Origin of the sequence: Corynebacterium alimapuense (assembly GCF_003716585.1) — a bacterium.
Classification (GTDB): domain Bacteria; phylum Actinomycetota; class Actinomycetes; order Mycobacteriales; family Mycobacteriaceae; genus Corynebacterium; species Corynebacterium alimapuense.
Genome location: NZ_PTJO01000005.1, coordinates 340,904 through 358,492, shown reverse-complemented (window position 1 = coordinate 358,492; position 17,589 = coordinate 340,904). Strand labels below are relative to the sequence as shown.

General features: G+C 57.3%; 15 protein-coding genes. 5 read left to right on the top strand and 10 right to left on the bottom strand.

The features are described 5' to 3' along the window. Positions 1-3 precede the first annotated feature (3 nt). The gene (locus tag C5L39_RS08730; RefSeq protein WP_197714735.1) at positions 4-834 is read right to left on the bottom strand and encodes an SDR family NAD(P)-dependent oxidoreductase; all 831 of its coding nucleotides are present in this window, start codon (positions 832-834) and stop codon (positions 4-6) included. Positions 835-923: 89 nt separating this feature from the next. Next, the gene (pth, locus tag C5L39_RS08725) at positions 924-1,553 is read right to left on the bottom strand and encodes an aminoacyl-tRNA hydrolase (RefSeq protein WP_245974947.1); all 630 of its coding nucleotides are present in this window, start codon (positions 1,551-1,553) and stop codon (positions 924-926) included. 30 nt (positions 1,554-1,583) lie between these two features. Between pth (C5L39_RS08725) and C5L39_RS08720 the strand changes: the two genes are divergently transcribed. Both C5L39_RS08720 and C5L39_RS08715 read left to right on the top strand, forming a co-directional pair. Continuing rightward, entirely contained in the window at positions 1,584-2,555 is a 972-nt protein-coding gene (locus C5L39_RS08720) for a nitronate monooxygenase (RefSeq protein WP_123048491.1), read from the top strand. Positions 2,556-2,607: 52 nt separating this feature from the next. After that, entirely contained in the window at positions 2,608-4,074 is a 1,467-nt protein-coding gene (locus tag C5L39_RS08715; RefSeq protein ID WP_281270229.1) for a glyceraldehyde-3-phosphate dehydrogenase, read from the top strand. 99 nt (positions 4,075-4,173) lie between these two features. On the opposite strand, the gene C5L39_RS08710 is transcribed toward C5L39_RS08715, so the two are convergent. From C5L39_RS08710 to C5L39_RS08675, 8 genes are all read right to left on the bottom strand, one after another. Then, positions 4,174-4,905: a maleylpyruvate isomerase family mycothiol-dependent enzyme gene (locus tag C5L39_RS08710; RefSeq protein WP_123048489.1), complete on the bottom strand. Its 732-nt coding sequence runs from the start codon at positions 4,903-4,905 to the stop codon at positions 4,174-4,176. Beyond that, positions 4,902-5,732 carry a fumarylacetoacetate hydrolase family protein gene (locus tag C5L39_RS08705; protein WP_123048488.1) on the bottom strand — a complete coding sequence of 277 codons (831 nt, stop codon included), beginning with the start codon at positions 5,730-5,732 and terminating at the stop codon, positions 4,902-4,904. The genes C5L39_RS08710 and C5L39_RS08705 overlap by 4 nt, the downstream gene beginning before the upstream one ends. Before the next feature lie 200 nt (positions 5,733-5,932). After that, on the bottom strand, positions 5,933-6,490 hold the full coding sequence (gene pth, locus C5L39_RS08700) for an aminoacyl-tRNA hydrolase (protein WP_123048487.1): 558 nt from the start codon (positions 6,488-6,490) through the stop codon (positions 5,933-5,935). A 90-nt stretch (positions 6,491-6,580) separates the two neighbouring features. After that, a complete protein-coding gene (locus C5L39_RS08695; RefSeq protein WP_123048486.1) occupies positions 6,581-7,192 on the bottom strand; it encodes a 50S ribosomal protein L25/general stress protein Ctc in 612 nt (203 codons plus the stop codon). 203 nt (positions 7,193-7,395) lie between these two features. Continuing rightward, positions 7,396-8,067, bottom strand: coding sequence for a DNA alkylation repair protein (locus C5L39_RS08690; protein ID WP_123048485.1), 672 nt, complete (start codon positions 8,065-8,067; stop codon positions 7,396-7,398). Positions 8,068-8,161: 94 nt separating this feature from the next. Next, positions 8,162-9,139 (bottom strand): ribose-phosphate diphosphokinase, encoded by a 978-nt coding sequence (locus C5L39_RS08685; protein WP_123048484.1) that lies wholly within the window; start codon positions 9,137-9,139, stop codon positions 8,162-8,164. A 10-nt stretch (positions 9,140-9,149) separates the two neighbouring features. Then, positions 9,150-10,622: a bifunctional UDP-N-acetylglucosamine diphosphorylase/glucosamine-1-phosphate N-acetyltransferase GlmU gene (glmU, locus tag C5L39_RS08680; protein ID WP_123048483.1), complete on the bottom strand. Its 1,473-nt coding sequence runs from the start codon at positions 10,620-10,622 to the stop codon at positions 9,150-9,152. A 53-nt stretch (positions 10,623-10,675) separates the two neighbouring features. Continuing rightward, positions 10,676-11,914 carry a DUF6637 family protein gene (locus C5L39_RS08675; RefSeq protein ID WP_123048482.1) on the bottom strand — a complete coding sequence of 413 codons (1,239 nt, stop codon included), beginning with the start codon at positions 11,912-11,914 and terminating at the stop codon, positions 10,676-10,678. Positions 11,915-12,058: 144 nt separating this feature from the next. On the opposite strand from C5L39_RS08675, the gene C5L39_RS08670 reads away from it, so the two are divergent. The 3 genes from C5L39_RS08670 (at position 12,059) to mfd (ending at position 17,576) form a co-directional block, all read left to right on the top strand. After that, positions 12,059-13,078 (top strand): isopenicillin N synthase family dioxygenase, encoded by a 1,020-nt coding sequence (locus C5L39_RS08670; RefSeq protein WP_123048481.1) that lies wholly within the window; start codon positions 12,059-12,061, stop codon positions 13,076-13,078. 197 nt (positions 13,079-13,275) lie between these two features. Then, the gene (locus C5L39_RS08660; protein WP_123048480.1) at positions 13,276-13,908 is read left to right on the top strand and encodes a TetR/AcrR family transcriptional regulator; all 633 of its coding nucleotides are present in this window, start codon (positions 13,276-13,278) and stop codon (positions 13,906-13,908) included. 80 nt (positions 13,909-13,988) lie between these two features. Beyond that, positions 13,989-17,576, top strand: coding sequence for a transcription-repair coupling factor (mfd, locus tag C5L39_RS08655; protein WP_123048625.1), 3,588 nt, complete (start codon positions 13,989-13,991; stop codon positions 17,574-17,576). The last annotated feature ends 13 nt before the right edge of the window (positions 17,577-17,589 follow it).

Genomic DNA, 17,589 nt, shown 5'->3' with positions numbered 1-17,589 from the left:
CAATCACGACCATGACACACCAAGAGCATTCGCGGTCTCATCGAAGACACGATCAACCAAAGCTGGCTTTTGGGCAGATCGACGTTGGAATCCTGGACGACGTTTGTCGTTGTAATAGCGGCCAGATTCCCAGTGAATGCCTGGTACTCCAGTAGTGAAGTAGGCCAGATTTTCTCCACCTGCGGTTGCCGGGGTGAGCATTTTCGATAGCCCAGTGCGGTAGCCGAAACGCATGGGGCTGGAAGTCTCCGCGGCGAAGTTGGTGGCAATGACACCAGGGTGGAAGGCAACAGCATTGAGCCCTGCGGAATGGAAGCGCTCATGTAGAGCTTTCGTAAACAAGACATTGCCGAGTTTGGCATTGCCATAGGCGCGAGTTGCATTGTAATTATTGGAGCTGTCGAGGTCATCAGCATCAAAGCGCGACATTAATACCGATGCCGCCGATGAGGTAGAGACCACCGATGCTTGCGCGGAGAGCAACTGATCCATCAGCAGATTAGTCAGTAGATAGGGAGCTAGGTAGTTGACCTGCCAGGTCAACTCGAAGCCGTCCACAGTCTGAGTGGGTCCGGAGAACAGCCCTCCGGCGTTGTTAGCCAAGGTGTCGATGTGCTCGAGTGTGGACAGCTCAGCAGCAAGATCGCGGACCTCGTCGAGGTGAGCAAAATCGGCGACATGGTGGTCGGCGCCGATTTCGTCGGCTACCGCACGAGTTTTCTGGGGGTTGCGCCCCACCAGGACCAGGTGAGTGTCGGGTAGTTCTCGGTGAATCTGACGGGCGGCGGCCGCGCCGATCCCATCGGAGGCTCCAGTAATAATGATGCTCATCACGACGAGTGTAGGCGTCCTTAGCGGTGAGCGGCAGACATTGATTCTCCCAACTCCTGGGGAAAAACTAACACCCCAGTTGCAGAATCCACCTAGCGGGAATGAATAAGATTCTGCGCTTTAGGCAGACCCTCGGTGACTACCAAGCGAACTGTCTCCGCGGCAGTCTCCAGCGTCTTAGCTAGCTCGTTGGCTTCGGTATCTTCATCGATTGCTCCCAGAACATAGTCAGGAACTGGCATGCCCGCTGGGGGGCGAGAAATGCCGATGCGTACTCGGAGGTAGTCCCTAGTATCCAATAGCTCTGAGCAGGATTTGAGGCCATTGTGGCCATTTTCGTTCCCGCCTTTTTTAAGCCGGATCTTGCCTGCTGGCAGGTCCAATTCATCATGGATGACAATGATCCGCTCCGCAGGAATGCCCATGCGCAGCGCCAGCGGGGCCAGGGCTTGTCCGGAGAGGTTCATAAAAGTCGTGGAACGCAATACCAGTACTTGCTGATCGCCCATAGTCATCGTTGCGCCTAGTGCTGGCACAGAATCTAGCGGTTCAAACTGCGCACTACTGTCCGCCAGCAGCTGATCTGCTGCCAAGTAGCCAACATTGTGTCTGGTGTTGGCGTATTTAGGTCCTGGATTTCCTAGCCCAAGCACGATCCAATCGGCTTGGGGGTCGGGAGTATCGATAGTGCGGCGGCGAAACAACGCGCGAATATTAAACACAATTAACAGTCTCTCACATAGGATTTGGACATGGATATCCCCACAATCATTGTTGCCCCAATGGCTGGAGGTCCCTCCACGCCAGAGTTAGTAGTTGCCGCGGCAAACGCTGGCTCACTCGGATTTTTAGCCCCAGGCCAAGGCCCGGCCAATGTGCTGGAGGGGTGGCTCAGCGAGGTTGGAGATTGCCGCTATGGAGTTAACCTATTTACCAAGCAGCAGCCCTTGTCTTCGCTAACCGAGCTACGCCAAGTGGCTGAGGAGATAGCGCCCGGGGCACAGCTCCCAGAGGTTGACTACAGCTGTGATTTCGATGCGAAGTTCAACGCACTCTTGGCTGCTGAGCATCCGCCAGCGGTAGTCTCCGCGACGTTTGGGCCTTTCACGAAAGACGAAATTGCAGCCTTGCATGATCGTGGCATTGATGCGTGGATCACGGTCACCTGCCCAGCTGATGCGCTGGCCGCTGCAGATCTTGGCGCGGATGCCCTCGTGGTGCAGGGACCGGAAGCCGGTGGGCATCGTTCCACGTGGGAGGTAGACCAAGACCCTGATTCTCGCTCACTGCCCGAGCTTATCGACGCCATCGTCACCGCCGGTATCCACCTGCCGCTAGTGGCTGCTGGTGGAACTCGCGAACGGTCGGATGTGGAGTCCACCTTGGCACTGCCTGGGGTAGTGGCAGTCTCTTGTGGCTCGGCGTTTTTGTTGGCAGATGAGGCCGGCACCTCCCAGTTCAACCGAACTCTGTTGGCTGAGGGTGGCGAGTCTGTGGCTAGTCGAGCCTTTTCTGGCAGGGTGGCTCGTGGCTTGGTGACCGAATTTGTCCGAGAGCATCCGGATATGCCTGCTATTTACCCTCATCTGGCACCAATGTTGGCACCTTTGCGGCAGGCTGATCCCGCCGGGATTGCCTACTGCTTGGTGGGGACGGACGTCGATAAGCTCACTTCCGGATCCGTTGCGGATATTCTGCACCAAATGGCCCTCACCAGGGGATAAGTACTCTAGAATGGAGGGGAGGTACACCCACCCCGCCATAGAAAGGTACGCAGTGATCGCGCACGCGCAGACTGAGCAGAACAACCCAAATGAGTGGAACGACAAGATCGCCTTGGCGCAGGAGATGTTGCCGCTTATTGGCCGCCTTCATCGCAATAATGACGTCGTCGTCTCGGTTTTCGGGCGTCTGCTCGTCGGCGCCACTGACATCGACATCATCAAGTCGCACCGCTACGCTCGCCGAGTCACTGAGCGCGAGTTGCCTTTGACCCAGACTCTTCCAGTTCTGCGGGAGTTGCTGGAGATGAACCTGGGCACTGCTTCCATCGATATCGGAAGCCTAGCCATCGGTTTCGCTGACAGTGACAGCGATGATCTCAGTGCCTACTTGGAAGCTGAACTCGCCGAGATCGTCGGCACTCATAAAAAGGTTGATCCCACCGATGTCGTGCTCTACGGTTTCGGCCGAATTGGCCGCTTGCTGGCGCGCATCCTCATCTCGCGTGAAGCCACCTATGGCGGTGTCCGCCTGCGTGCCGTAGTGGTTCGCAAGAATAGTGATGACGATCTAGTTAAGCGTGCATCTTTGCTTCGCCGTGACTCCGTCCATGGCGCCTTCGACGGCACCATCACCGTGGATAAAGAAAACGACATCATCTGGGCCAATGGCACCAAGATCCAGGTGATTTACTCCAACTCCCCAGCCGAGGTCGACTACACCGCGTTTGGTATCCACGATGCCATCGTGGTGGATAACACTGGCCGCTGGCGCGATCGCGCGGGTCTATCCCAGCACCTAGAGTCCAAGGGCGTAGATCGCGTGGTGCTCACGGCACCGGGCAAGGGCGACCTGCTCAACGTGGTCTATGGCATCAACCACGACAAGATCACCGATGATGAGCAGATCATCACTGCAGCATCCTGTACTACCAACGGTATTACCCCGGTACTCAAGGTGCTCAACGATGCTTATGGCGTCGAGCACGGACATGTCGAGACGGTTCACTCTTTCACCAATGACCAAAACCTCATCGATAACTTCCACAGCGGTTCCCGCCGTGGCCGCGCTGCCGGTCTGAACATGGTTCTTACTGAGACAGGTGCCGCAAAGGCAGTCTCCAAGGCGCTGCCCGAGTTTGAAGGCAAGCTCACCGGCAACGCCATCCGCGTGCCTACTCCGGATGTATCGATGGCGGTGCTCAACCTCACCCTAGAAAATGAGGTTGACCGCGACGAGGTCAATGACTTCCTGCGCAAGGTCTCTTTGCACTCTGATCTGCGCCAGCAGATCAGCTACATCCATTCCCCGGAGATTGTCTCTACCGACTTCATCGGCTCCACCCACGCCGGTGTCGTCGACGGGCTAGCCACCATCGTCTCCGGCAAGCACCTGGTGGTCTATGTCTGGTACGACAATGAATTCGGCTACTCCAACCAGGTTGTGCGCATTATCGAAGAGGTCGCAGGCGCTCGTCCGCAGATCTACCCGCGCCGCCAGGATGCTACCGCTTTGCGCTAGTGAGCAGGTGAGTTTCTAAGATAGGCACAATTAAAGCGCCCGTTGCCCGGAGAACAATCCGGACAGCGGGCGCTTTAGCGCGGGTGGAGCTTATTCAACCTAGAGCCAACGCGGTGGCTCGGGGACTTCTCCACGATCGCTGGTATGAACTCCAGCGCTGCCGCGACCGGTGACCCACTGGGCTAATCCAGCCAAGGAGCCTTGGACCCGCGTGGTCTGTCGACCGGGGGAGACCTCGATAAGTTGATCATCGTCGGTGTTGAACAGCACTAGGCCCTCACCGAGGCCTGAGTCGCGCCATTTGCCGGCGATTTCTGGGACCAAGGTGGACAAGATGATCTCAGGGATATCAGCGAAGCTGGCACCAGCGTTGAGATCGACCGCATGGATCCATACCTCGCGCGTGCGCATCCATACCGTCATAGCTGCCGGTACGGTCATACCTTGGGCAGTGATAACTTCATTCGACCATGCCTGATCCGAGGTCTCATCCCAGGCCTGATCCAAGCTGGCCAACGTTTGGACGTGGAGCTGGCGAATCTCCACCGGAGGCAACGTAGCTCCGTAGGCGATCTCTTGGTTTCTGGTCTCCGGTGTGGCATACATCGGAGTCTTGTCACCGGTGTGTGCCCAATGCATGAGATTGTCCAGCGCCGCGGCGTTATAGGCCACATGCGCAGCCAACTCAGCGGCAGTCCAGGCAGACAATAATGTCTCTCGGCCGAAATCGGCATCGTCGATGTTCATCAGCTGGGCGGTGTAGTGAGCGCTGCCTTCGCGCACCAACGCCACACGCTCGGGGATTGCTAGATCATGGAAGGAAGTGCTCATTGCTCAAATACCGTCCTATTGGCCACGTAGCCTAGTCCATCGATCTCAATTTTCACGGTCTCGCCATCGCCGATATAGCGCTTCGGTGAACGCGCATGTCCCACTCCGCCTGGAGTACCAGTGACGATGACATCACCGGGGTCGAGCGGATAAATATGCGAAATATACTCGATCAAGGTCGCGGGACTAAACAATAAGTCATCGGTTGGTGTGGACTGAACCTGCTCGCCCTCGAGATAGGTAGCCAGCTGACCTCCGAACTCGAAGGAATCCGAGGTGGTTAGCCACGGTCCGAAACCAGCGGTCTTCTCGAAAGATTTTCCCTGGTGCCATTGCATGGTGCGGTACTGGTAATCACGCACGGTGTAGTCATTGATCACTGCATAACCCGCGATGTACTCTGCGGCGTCTGCGGCGAGTACTCGACGGGCACGCTTCCCGATGACCACGGCCATTTCTCCCTCCCAATCGAGCGTGGAGTTGGCGTAGCTTGGGATAGAAATATCGTCGAAGGGGCCGGTCAACGCATCCGGGAATTTGATGAACAAGGTGGGATGGCTGGGTAACTGCCTGCCCATTTCCTTGATGTGGTTGGTGTAGTTCATTCCAACACAGATGATTTTCTTGGGTGCTGGGACGACCGCCTCGAGGTCTTTGTGGCGGAAAACCACTTCCTCACCAGTGGTGTGCTCAGCTACTTCACGCCATTGTGGATTCTGCAGCAGGTCGCCGACATTGGAGTATCCGACTATCTTGAGCGCCGTGGTCTCGGAGGTGACGAGGGCTGCGAAACTGCCCTGTTCGGAACGGATGGTGGCAAGACGCATGGTGTTGTGAGTCCTTCTTCCCAGACAATGGGCGAGGTAGAGAAAAAGTTATGTCGATTGCTTTAAATAGACTGCACTAGTGCAGTCCGGCAGCATTCTTCTAGAGCGTTACTCCACTAATTCTATGTGACGCCGATAACTCACTGCAGAAATCTGATTATTGGCAGGCTGAACACCACATTCATAATCAGTGACGGTCTCTATACAGAGCGGCTTAGCGCAGTTTCCACTTCATCTGCTGCAGAATCACAGATGAAGGGTAGTTCTGCAGCTTCTTGTTTATTGAAGGGTTTGAGCACGAAGGCAGCTGGATTCATTCGTCCAGGCGGGCGGCCAATTCCCACTGCGAGCCGCTGATAGTCCTTTGTCCCCAAAGACTTGGTCACTGAGCGTAAACCGTTATGGCCGTGGTCGCCGCCACCCAGACGCAGCCGCAATTGGCCAAAATCGAGCTCCAATTCATCGTGAATGACGATGATCTCCGGCGGTGAGGTTCGAAAAAAGCTTGCTAGGGCTTTGACTTGGCCCCCGGAGAGATTCATGAAGCTGCGGGTACGTGCCAACACGACTCGGCGGCCATTGAGCCTAGCTTCGGCGATCTCGGCGTTGGATCGTTTGTGCACCGTCAAATGCGCAGGGCACGGGGATGTCCGGGCGGCGAGTTCATCGAGCACCAGAGCGCCAATATTGTGGCGGGTAGCAGCGTACTGGGGGCCGGGGTTGCCCAGACCGACGATCAAAAGCGGGGAATCGTTCACATCGAATAGTCTCCCACATGAATCGAGAAAACCCCCGACCACGCAGTGAAAACTGACGTGGGCGAGGGTGTGCTCGAGAAGCTAGTTGTTTTAGCTCTCGTCGCTCTCGGTGGACTCAGCAGCTGCTTCTTCAGCCGGAGCCTCTTCCTCTTCTTCTGCCTCCGGGTGGTGAATGGAGACAACGATGGACTCAGGATCTGCAACCAAGGTGACATCCTCGGGCAGGACGACATCGCTGGCGTAGAGGCGAGCATCGAAGTCGAGGCCCTCGATGGAAACGACGATCTCTTCCGGGATTTCGAGGACGTTGGCCTCAACGTAGATGGTGTCGGCATCCTGGATAACCATGGCACCGGAGACCGGCTCGCCTTCGAGCAGGATCGGGACGTCAACCTCGACGCGCTCGTTGCGGTTGATGGCGAGCATGTCGACGTGGTCAATCTTGAAGGTCAGCACGTTCTGGTCGATGTGCTTGACCATGGTCAGGTGCTTTTCGCCATCGATGTCGAACTCGATGATGGAGTTGACGCCGTTGTTACGGATAACAGCGGTGTACTCGAGGCGATCCACGGAGAAGTGAACATTCTCGGTGTGGCCGGAGTAGATGACGCCGGGGATGCGGCCGGCGCTACGCAGGCGACGGGCGAAGCCCTTGCCGAACTCTTCGCGGAGGGTAGCGGTCAGGGTGGGGTACTTTGCCATGTGGCGAAACTCCTATTAAATGTCCACGGCCGTTGCCCCTAGGAAAACAAAAAGGGCCTACGACCGACTCTGGTGTAGTGAAGGAAAATGTCCTCGCCGAGTCTCATCGCAGGCTGAAATAAAAGCTTGTGAATCACAATCGCGTCGATAACGGTCCTAAAAATAGGGCCCTCGCCGAGACCTGGATACCTTAGCACGTCAGTTTAAGAGGATCCAAGGCCTGCCGATCCTGGCTCTATGACGGGTGGGAGCTTTATGGCTGCCTGTCTTCGAGACAGCGTTGATAACTCAGTGGTGGCGAGGAATTCGCGGACCCAGTCAGGATTGGTTCCGGAGTAATCACGCAGAGCCCAGCCGATGGCCTTATCGATGAAGAACTCTCCGGAACCCAGATTCATGTCAATCAGCTCCGCCAAGAGGACGTGATCGGTTGCCTCACGCAGACGTAGTTGATGCAGGATTGCCACTCGCCGAACCCAGCTATTCTCATCGGCTGCCCAGTTGCGCATGTCCTCAGCGGTGGCGATGGAGCCGATCTTTCGGATCATGAGATCGACGCAATCCCACCAATCAGCCTCGATGACTAAGCGTTTTAACCGGGGAAGATCAGAATTTTGCAGTGGAACCTGTTGTAGATGATCACAAGCTACGTAGCAGTATTCGCGCTCTGGGGCGGCCCAGCAGTTGGTCACTACATTCCAGTCTGGGGCGGCACGTAACGTGCGCAAAATAGGAGACACCGCTGCTCTTCGTGCAGGAGTGGTGATTCCTAAAAACTCATATCGGCCGCGCAGATAGGCAGACATACTTTTCGCGCGGGTGGGATCCGCGAGCGGACGTAGTGCGGTCTGGATAAGCGCGAAAGAATCGGTCACCGAGCCAAGTTTAGGTCCATTTTATGGCCGATGCCCCCGGCCACTAAGGAGCAGTGGTCGGGGGCATCGAGTGATGCTGATTCGGAAAACGGCTTTAAGCCTCGCCCTCGAACAGGGTGGTCACTGAGCCGTTCTCGAAGATCTCACTGATGGTCTTAGCCAAGAGTGGGGCGATCGAGAGGACAGTAAGGTTTTTCCAACCCTCGGTGGACTGCGGCAGGGTATCGGTGGTGATGACCTCTTCCGCGCCACAATCGCTCAAACGCTCGCGAGCGGGACCGGAGAACACGCCGTGGGTGCAAGCAATAACGACAGAATGTGCGCCAGCTTCCTTGAGCACACGGACTGCGCCGGCGATGGTGCCACCGGTATCGATCATGTCATCGAGCAGGATGCAGTCCTTGCCCTCAACATCACCGACGACGCGGTTAGCGGTGACCTCGTTGGCCACATCTACGCTGCGGGTCTTGTGTACGAAAGCCATCGGGGCGCCATCGAAGACGTTGGCCCACTTCTCAGCAACCTTGACGCGACCGGCATCTGGAGAGACCACGCAGAGGTTGTTGAGCGGGTACTTGTTCTTGATGTAGTCCGTCAGGATCGGCATGGCATGCATGTGATCAACTGGGCCGTCGAAGAAGCCCTGAATCTGATCGGTGTGCAGGTCGACCGAGACGATGCGGTCTGCACCAGCGGCAACGAGCAAATCGGCTACCAGGCGAGCAGAAATCGGCTCGCGTCCGCGGTGCTTTTTATCCTGGCGTGCGTAGGGGTAGAACGGCAGGATCGCGGTGATGCGCTTGGCGGAGCCACGCTTGAGCGCATCGATCATGATCAGCTGTTCCATCAGCCATTTGTTCAGTGGCTGAGTGTGGGACTGAATAACGAAACAGTCCGCACCTCGTACCGATTCTTCGAAGCGGATGAAAATCTCGCCATTGGCGAAATCACGAGCGGTGGTGGGGGTGAGATCGTAGCCGAGTTCCTTGGCTACTGCCTCGCCCAATTCCGGGTGCGCGCGCCCGGAAAACAGCATCAGATTCTTGTGGCTCTCAGTCCAGTGGGCAGTCATTATGTGCCGCTTAACCTTCCTGGTTATTTGCGTCGGTGGTCGCTTTGTTCTCCCGGGACCGTCGAGCCGCTTCTGCGGCCGGGGTCCCCGGTCGTTTCTTCTCGACCCAACCTTCAATATTGCGTTGTGGGCCGCCGGAGACGACGAGGGCTCCCGGGGGGACGTCCTCACGAATCACTGTACCCGCCCCAGAGTATGCTCCATCACCTACGGTCACCGGAGCGATAAACATGGTGTCAGAACCGGTGCGGACATGCGATCCGATAACAGTCTGATGCTTATTTACCCCGTCATAGTTGACGAAAACGGAGGACGCCCCGATATTAGATTCTTCCCCGACTACAGCGTCTCCGATATAGCTCAGGTGCGGAACCTTGGATCCTCTGCCGATCTGAGCATTCTTAGCTTCGACGAACCCGCCGAGCTTGCCATGGGCACCGACCACGGTATTGGGGCGGATGTAGGTAAACGGCCCGACGGTGGCGTTATCGCCGATAGTCGAGCGTTCGCCTTGAGTGCGGATCACAGAAGCGTTGTGTCCGATGGTCATATCCGTCAGGGTGGTATCCGGGCCGATGATGGCGCCATCGTCGATGGCAGTTGAGCCCCAAAGCTGGGTGTTCGGGTGGATAGTTACGTCCTGGCCGATGGTCACATCCACACCAATAAAGGTCGTGGCTGGGTCGATGATGGTGGCCCCGCCCCGCATAGCGGACTCGACCGTGCGGCGGTTGAGTTCACGGCCAGCTGCAGCTAATTGAACGCGGTCATTGACTCCAGCCAATTCCTTAGCGTCGGGGGCCTGGTGGGCGCGAACCGCATGGCCTGCTGCGCGCGCGATTGCCAAGACATCGGTGAGATAGAGCTCGCCCTGGGCATTATCTGGGTTGAGCTGGCTGAGTGCCTCGCGTAAAACTTGGCCGTCAAAGGCGAAGACGCCGGAGTTGACCTCATCGATGTCCAGGGTGGCCTCATCGGCGTCTTTTTGCTCGACGATCGCTGTGACCTGATCGGAGTCATCTCGCACGATTCGGCCATAGCCAGTCGGATCCGGCAGCTGCATGCTCAATACCGTGACGGCAGCTTCAGCGGCGGTATGTGCAGCGAAGAGCTCATTGAGCGTGCCTGGGGTCAACAGTGGCACATCACCATTGGTGACAATGACGGTCCCGTCGAAGTCGGGGAGTGGCTCCAACCCACACAAAACGGCGTGGCCAGTGCCATTTTGCTCTTCCTGGATTGCTTGGTGGAGAGTTAGCCCCAGCTCAGCTGCCACAGCGTCCACGGCAGGGGAGACCTGTTCGCGTTGGTGGCCAACGACCGCGACGATATGTTGAGGGTTTATGCCTGCGGCTGCGTGGAGGGCATGGGAGAGCAAAGTGCGCCCACCGATGTCGTGGAGGGTCTTCTGCTTGGTGGACTTCATGCGGGTACCCGCCCCGGCAGCAAGCACGATGACGGCACAATCGGTGAAGTTGGGCACGTTAGAGATCTCCTAGGTTGTGGGCACAGACGTTGGTTCCAGCATATCGTCGCTTAAGCCGGCGAGGCAGAGACCTCCCTCAGTCGAGTGGCAGCAGCGACGCCGATTAAGCCGACTACTGAGAGAAAGATCAGGGCGGCCGAGGAGCTTAATTGTGCTACTGCGCCTGAGACCACTCCCAGTGCCAAGAGAACAATTCCGATGATGGTGTTCGCGGCGCCGACGTAGCGGGTGCGATTATCACCTTCAGCCATATCAACCAGATAGGTCTTCCGTGCCACCCGCACGGCCGTATGGGCAAGGTTGACTAGGAAGAAGCCAAGAGGGAATACCCAGGCGTTGATCTCTGGTGATAGCCAGTCCGCCGCGGCCACCAGCGCCAAAACCGTCAAGGAACCCACGAGAGCGCCAAGGCTCATTACTGTTCGGGATGAGGAGTCCGACCAGATCCCGGAGATTCGCCCACCCAGGACCGCAGCTAGTCCGGAGGCAATGAGAAATGCTCCCAGCCCGGTGATCCCAGAATCGATCTCATGACTAAGAATCACGATGAAGGACGTCGATAGCGCGGTTACGAGCAACAGTGATCGGACAATGACGAAGGTGCGAAAGTCACGGTCCTGTGCAAAAAGTCCCCACGTATCTGACCACCATCCTCGGCGCACGCCTTGGGTTTTAACTTGAGATTCTGGTTCTTTAATAGTGGAGAACACGATTGCAGCCACCGCCCATGCTGCTGCTGCCAAAAAGATCAGGCAGGCCAAGATCCAGACGGGAATATCTGACCCGACCCACTCAAGGAATAGGCCCACGAATAAAGCTACGGCCCCACCTACCGCAGTTGCCCGGCCAGTAATCAAACCTCGGCGACCTTTGGAAATAGTCCGGCCCTGAACATCTTTGGAAGCGATGGAACACAGGGAACGGGAAAACGCGAGAAGAGCGAGCAGGAGGACTACAGCTACGCCGAGGACGGCGGCGTCGAAAAGCAAGGCGGATACGGCGATCAAGGCGGCGGTGATGGCTTGGCCGATGCTGCCGGCTACCCAGATGGTTTTGCGCGATGGCTGGGTGGTTATCCACGGCGTCAATGCCGCCTGGGGGAGCATCGAGCCTGACTCCCGGATCGGAACTAAAAGTGCGATGAAAAAGCCTGGGGTGCCAGCCGCTTGGAGCAGCCAGGGTAGGACGGTTTTGGCAGCGACGATTTGATCGCCGACGCCTTGGAGCCCGTTAGCCCAGATAAACCGGCGGGCGTTGTGTTCTTCGAATGGCTTGGTAGCGCTACTCAACGGTTGCTTTCTGGCGAGGGGATAGTGGGGAGATTAGTCGAGCGTAGTACTGCTGTGGCGAATATAAATATCGGCGAGGAGAGAGCAAAGGACCTATAGTAAATGGACAAAGCTGTCTAGTTTCACTTATGGAAAAGAGCCCACATGTCTCACCAAGATCCCACGCTGCCGATTATCTCCCTTGATCGACTGATCAATGGCCCAGGTCGTGCTGAAGAAATCGCTAAACTGCGCCAGGTCACTCATGAGATTGGCTTCTTCTACCTCGCCGATCACGGAGTCTCCCGACAGCTCCAGGAAGAAATGTTTGTTACCGCCCATGAGTTCTTCGCGCTGCCGCAGGAGGCCAAGGAAGAAATTTCCAACCTCAATAATCCGCACTACCGCGGGTACTCAGAACTCGGCGATGAGCGCACCCAAGGTAAAACAGACTGGCGCGAACAGATCGACTATGGCGCGGATCGACCGGCATTGACCGAGGGCTTAGATACTCATCCTTGGCGAGTGCTCGAAGGACCGAATCCTTGGCCTAGCGCGATCCCGCAGATGAAAGAGCTCATCGACTCTTGGTTGGCCCAGCTTTCCGATATTGGGTTGGATCTCTTGCGGGCTTGGGCCGAGTCTTTGGATCAAGCGCCGGACTATTTCGACGAAATCTTCACTCACCCGCACCCGATGATGAAACTGGCGCACTACCCGGCGCCCGAAGCCGGCGGGCCAGGCCAAGGAGTGGGCGCGCACCATGACGCGGGAGTGTTGACCTTGCTGCTGCCAGAAGAAGGCTCCAGCGGATTACAGGTACGCCACGAAGGCGAGTGGATTGACGTCGAACCGATCGCAGATCATTTCGTAGTCAACATCGGCGAGCTGCTGGAAGCCGCTACTGATGGCTACCTGGTATCCACTGCTCACCGAGTGTTGCCCTCCGCGCCGGGGACCTCGCGCTATTCCATCCCGTTTTTCCTTACCCCGAACCTTGACGCCCGATTCCCGCATCTGGAATTGCCCGCAGAACTCGCGCAACAAGCGCCAGGTAAAGGAATTGATCTCAATGATCAGGAGATTTTCGATATCTCTGGCCGCAACACTTTGAAGTCGCGTCTGCGCGCACATCCAGAGACCACCGCGCGCTATCACGCGGAACTAGCTGCCGCGATGAGCTAACTGAACTAGGTAAACCAGGCACAAAATGCGCCGATAACACTGCTATTGCTTCCCTGCCAGGACTCGAACCTGAAATGCTGGTACCAAAAACCAGAGTGTTGCCGATTACACCACAGGGAACTGTGAATTGCTCGCAGACATATAGTAGCGGATACCAGTCCCAGAGAACTAACGGCGGTCCATATAGGCTGGGCAACATGGCTCGACAGCGGATGACCGGCAGGCAGCGGCGGGAACAGCTTATTTCAATTGGACGCACCGTTTTTGCGGAGCGAGGCTTTGAAGGTTCCAGCGTGGAGGAGATCGCTCAACGCGCGGGAGTATCAAAACCGGTGGTCTATGAGCACTTCGGCGGCAAGGAAGGCCTCTACGCAGTAGTGGTGGACCGAGAGATGATCACCCTAGAAAAGATCATCACCTCATCCCTGTCGAAGGGACGCTCCCGTGCACGCATCGAGCAAGCGGTCATCGCATTGCTTACTTATGTCGAGGATGAGACCGATGGTTTCCGCATCTTGGTCCGGGATTCAGTTCCCGGAAAAGATCAGTCCTATTCCACGTTGCTCAACACCGCGGTCGGGCAGGTGTCCCATATTTTGGGAAACTCCCTACAACGCCAGGGCCTCGACCCAGATATGGCGATCCTCTACGGCCAGGCCCTCGTAGGCATGGTTTCCACCACCGCGCAGTGGTGGTTGGATGAACGAGAGCCGGCTAAAGAGGTTGTGGCCGCGCACATCGTCAACCTGTCGTGGAACGGTCTCGCGGGCATGAAACCTAATCCAGTACTTTCCGATAAGGTCATCGAGACTATGACAGGGGAGAAGTAGTGGCGGAAAAAAGTTCCACGGCTCCGGCAGCACTCGCCGGGCTACTTAAAGTGGCGGCAACGGATCCGAAGCTCAAGGGGATGATCAGTCACCTCGGCGAGTCCTACCTGCATCTGACAGGTATCGACCAAGCTCGTCCGTGGATGTTGGGCACGCTGGCCCATCATGCTCCGGTATTGGTGGTCACCGCCACTGGCCGTGAGGCCGAGGATCTTTCGGCTGAACTTCGTGCCATGCTCGGCGATAAGGTGGCGCTTTTTCCCTCGTGGGAGACGCTGCCTCATGAGCGTCTCAGCCCAGGTGCTGACATCATCGGCCAACGGGCGAAAGTGCTCAATGAGCTCGATCGCATCCAGGTAGTAGTTACCGCAGCTCGTGGTTTTTGCCAGCCGCTGCTGGAATCTGCTGAGGGACGCGAACCAGTTCATTTGGTGCAGGGCAACGAATACGAATTTGCCCAGGTAACCCAGGACTTGGTGTTTCGCGCCTATTCCCATGTGGACATGGTGGCCCGGCGCGGCGAGTTTGCTACCCGTGGTGGAATCCTCGATATTTTTCCCACCACCCATGATCATCCTGTCCGCGTGGAGTTTTGGGGCGATGAAGTTACTGATATTCGTCCCTTCGCGGTGGCTGATCAGCGCACGATTCCCGACGCCGAGATCGACAGCGTCGATATCTATCCAGCCCGCGAGCTGCCAATCACCGAGGCTATTGCGCACCGAGCGGAAGAACTCGCGCTTGAACATCCCGGCAATGCCACCTTGGTGGAATTGCTGAGCAAGATCTCCTCGTCTATCCCCGCCGATGGCATGGAGGCGTTGATTCCGGCACTCGTGGACACCCCGATGTGCACACTCGCCGAACTGATGCCTGCCAACACTCATGTGGTGATCATCGCCCCGGGAAAGATCCGTACCCGCATTGCGGATTTGGCCGCCACCGATGCGGAATTCCTCGCGGCTGGTTGGGAAGCCGCGGCAATGGGAGCTTCCGGTCCGGTCGCCGCGGAGGGCCTGGATCTGGAAGGCTCGTCCTACCGCTCCTATGAATCCCTCGAGACAGGGGTCCGCAACGCTGGTCAGAGCTGGTGGACCTTCGCTCCACCCGGCATGTTCGAAGCCTCTGAAGCAGACACTCTTCCGCTCGACTTTGAATCTGGTCCCACCCCGCGTGGCGACGCCGCCGCTATCGACGAGATGATGTCGTTGCTCTTGGCGCATACCACTGCTGGCGGCCGTGCCGCCTTCTTAGCGCCTGCTCAAGGCGCGATCAAGCGCATGGTTGATCGCTTCGCAGAAAAGGGAATTCCCGCCAGAGTAGCCACCCCAGGATGGGAGCCTTCCCCAGGAGAAGTCACCCTCTACCAAGCATTCAGCCACGCTGGTGTGGTTTTCCCCAAGGTGCGCAAACATCGTGATGCCGCAGCCATGCCCTTGGTCGTGATTACCGAGACCGACCTGACGGGCAACCGCGTTGGCGATATTGCTGGTGCTAAACGCCGCCCGGCTAGGCGCCGCAATAAGGTCGATCCACTGGCGTTGCAGACCGGTGATTTCGTGGTTCATGAAACCCACGGCATTGGCCGTTTCCTCAAGATGGCTGAGCGCACCATCAACGCTGGCGATGAGACCAGCCGGCGCGAGTACATCGTCTTGGAATACGCGGCAGCAAAACGTGGGCAGCCAGCCGACCAGCTGTGGGTGCCGATGGATTCACTCGACATGTTGAGCAAATATTCCGGTGGTGAAAAACCCACCTTGTCGAAGATGGGTGGGTCGGATTGGAAAAACACCAAAAAGAAAGCCCGCGCAGCGGTCCGGGAAATCGCCGGCGAGCTCGTTGAACTCTATGCCAAGCGCCAAGCCGCGCCGGGCCACGCGTTTGCCCCCGATAGTCCCTGGCAGCGGGAGATGGAGGACAATTTCCCCTTCGTCGAGACCGAGGACCAGATGCTGGCCATTGAGGCGATCAAGGAGGATATGGAAAAGCCCGTCCCTATGGACCGAGTCATTGTCGGTGATGTGGGTTATGGCAAGACCGAGGTCGCCGTCCGAGCTGCCTTTAAAGCAGTTCAAGATGGCCGCCAGGTGGCAATTTTGGTGCCGACCACGCTGCTCGCGCAGCAGCACCTATCCACCTTCGCTGAGCGGATGATGGGATTCCCGGTCACCATTCGGGGACTCTCCAGGTTTACTTCTGCCAAAGAGTCCAAGGAGACGTTGAAGGGGCTGTCGGATGGTTCGATCGACATTGTTGTCGGCACCCACCGGCTCCTGCAGACAGCAGTGTCGTGGAAAGACCTAGGGCTGGTCATTGTCGATGAAGAACAACGCTTCGGCGTCGAACACAAAGAACACATCAAGGCGTTGCGTACCGCGGTTGATGTGCTGACCATGTCAGCCACCCCGATTCCACGCACCCTGGAGATGTCGATGGCCGGGATCCGAGAGATGACTACTATTCTCACCCCGCCGGAGGACCGGCACCCAGTGCTGACCTATGTCGGAGGACAAGAAGAAAAGCAGGTTGCTGCTGCTATCCGCCGCGAACTTTTGCGAGATGGCCAGGTCTTTTTCATCCACAACAAAGTCGCCGATATCGAAAAGAAAGCCCGGGAGCTCCGAGAACTAGTACCAGAGGCGCGCATCGTTATTGCCCACGGCCAGATGTCAGAGGAAGTGCTGGAGCAGACTGTCCAAGGGTTCTGGGACCGCGAATATGACGTCCTCGTGTGCACCACGATCGTAGAAACCGGCTTAGATATCTCCAATGCCAACACCTTGATCGTGGAAAATGCCCACCACATGGGACTCTCGCAGCTACACCAGTTGCGCGGTCGAGTCGGTCGTTCTCGTGAGCGTGGCTATGCCTACTTCCTTCATCCCAAGGGCGCGACCCTGACCGAGAATTCTTATGATCGCCTGGCCACCATCGCCCAGAACAATGATCTCGGCGCTGGCATGGCCGTGGCCATGAAGGATCTAGAGATGCGTGGCGCTGGCAACGTCCTCGGCGGTGAACAATCCGGACACATCGCAGGCGTTGGCTTTGATCTTTATGTACGTCTAGTAGGCGAAGCCGTGGAGACGTTCAAGGCCATGGCCAAGGGCGAAGTACTTGATGCCACCGATACCGGCCCGAAGGAGATCCGCATCGACCTTCCCGTTGATGCCCATATCCCGGAAAGCTATATCAATTCCGAGCGCCTGCGCCTGGAGGTCTATCGCAAGCTGGCTTCCTCGACGACTGAAACGGACCTGCAGCTAGCGGTCGAAGAAATGGAAGACCGCTATGGCCCGGTGCCCAAAGAAGTCTCCAGGTTGCTCGCGGTGGCTCGTCTGCGCCATCAATCCCGGCGCGCCGGGGTGGCCGACATCATCGTGCAGGGAACTCGGATCAAGGTCCACCCAGTCGATCTGCCCGATTCGAAGCAGGTGCGCCTGAAACGACTGTTCCCTGGGTCTAACTACCGGGCTGCGGCCAAGGCCATTCAGCTGCCATTTCCTAAAGCCGGGCGCAATATCACCGACCCGAAGCTTCGCGATGTGGAGCTGTTGCAATGGGTGGCGGACTTCCTATCGAAGATGTTCGACGTAGACACTCTAGATGTCACCGGAGGAAAGAATCCGGCGAAGGCATCCTCCGTGCTCAGCTTCAGCGAATAGCCCCACCGGGGCC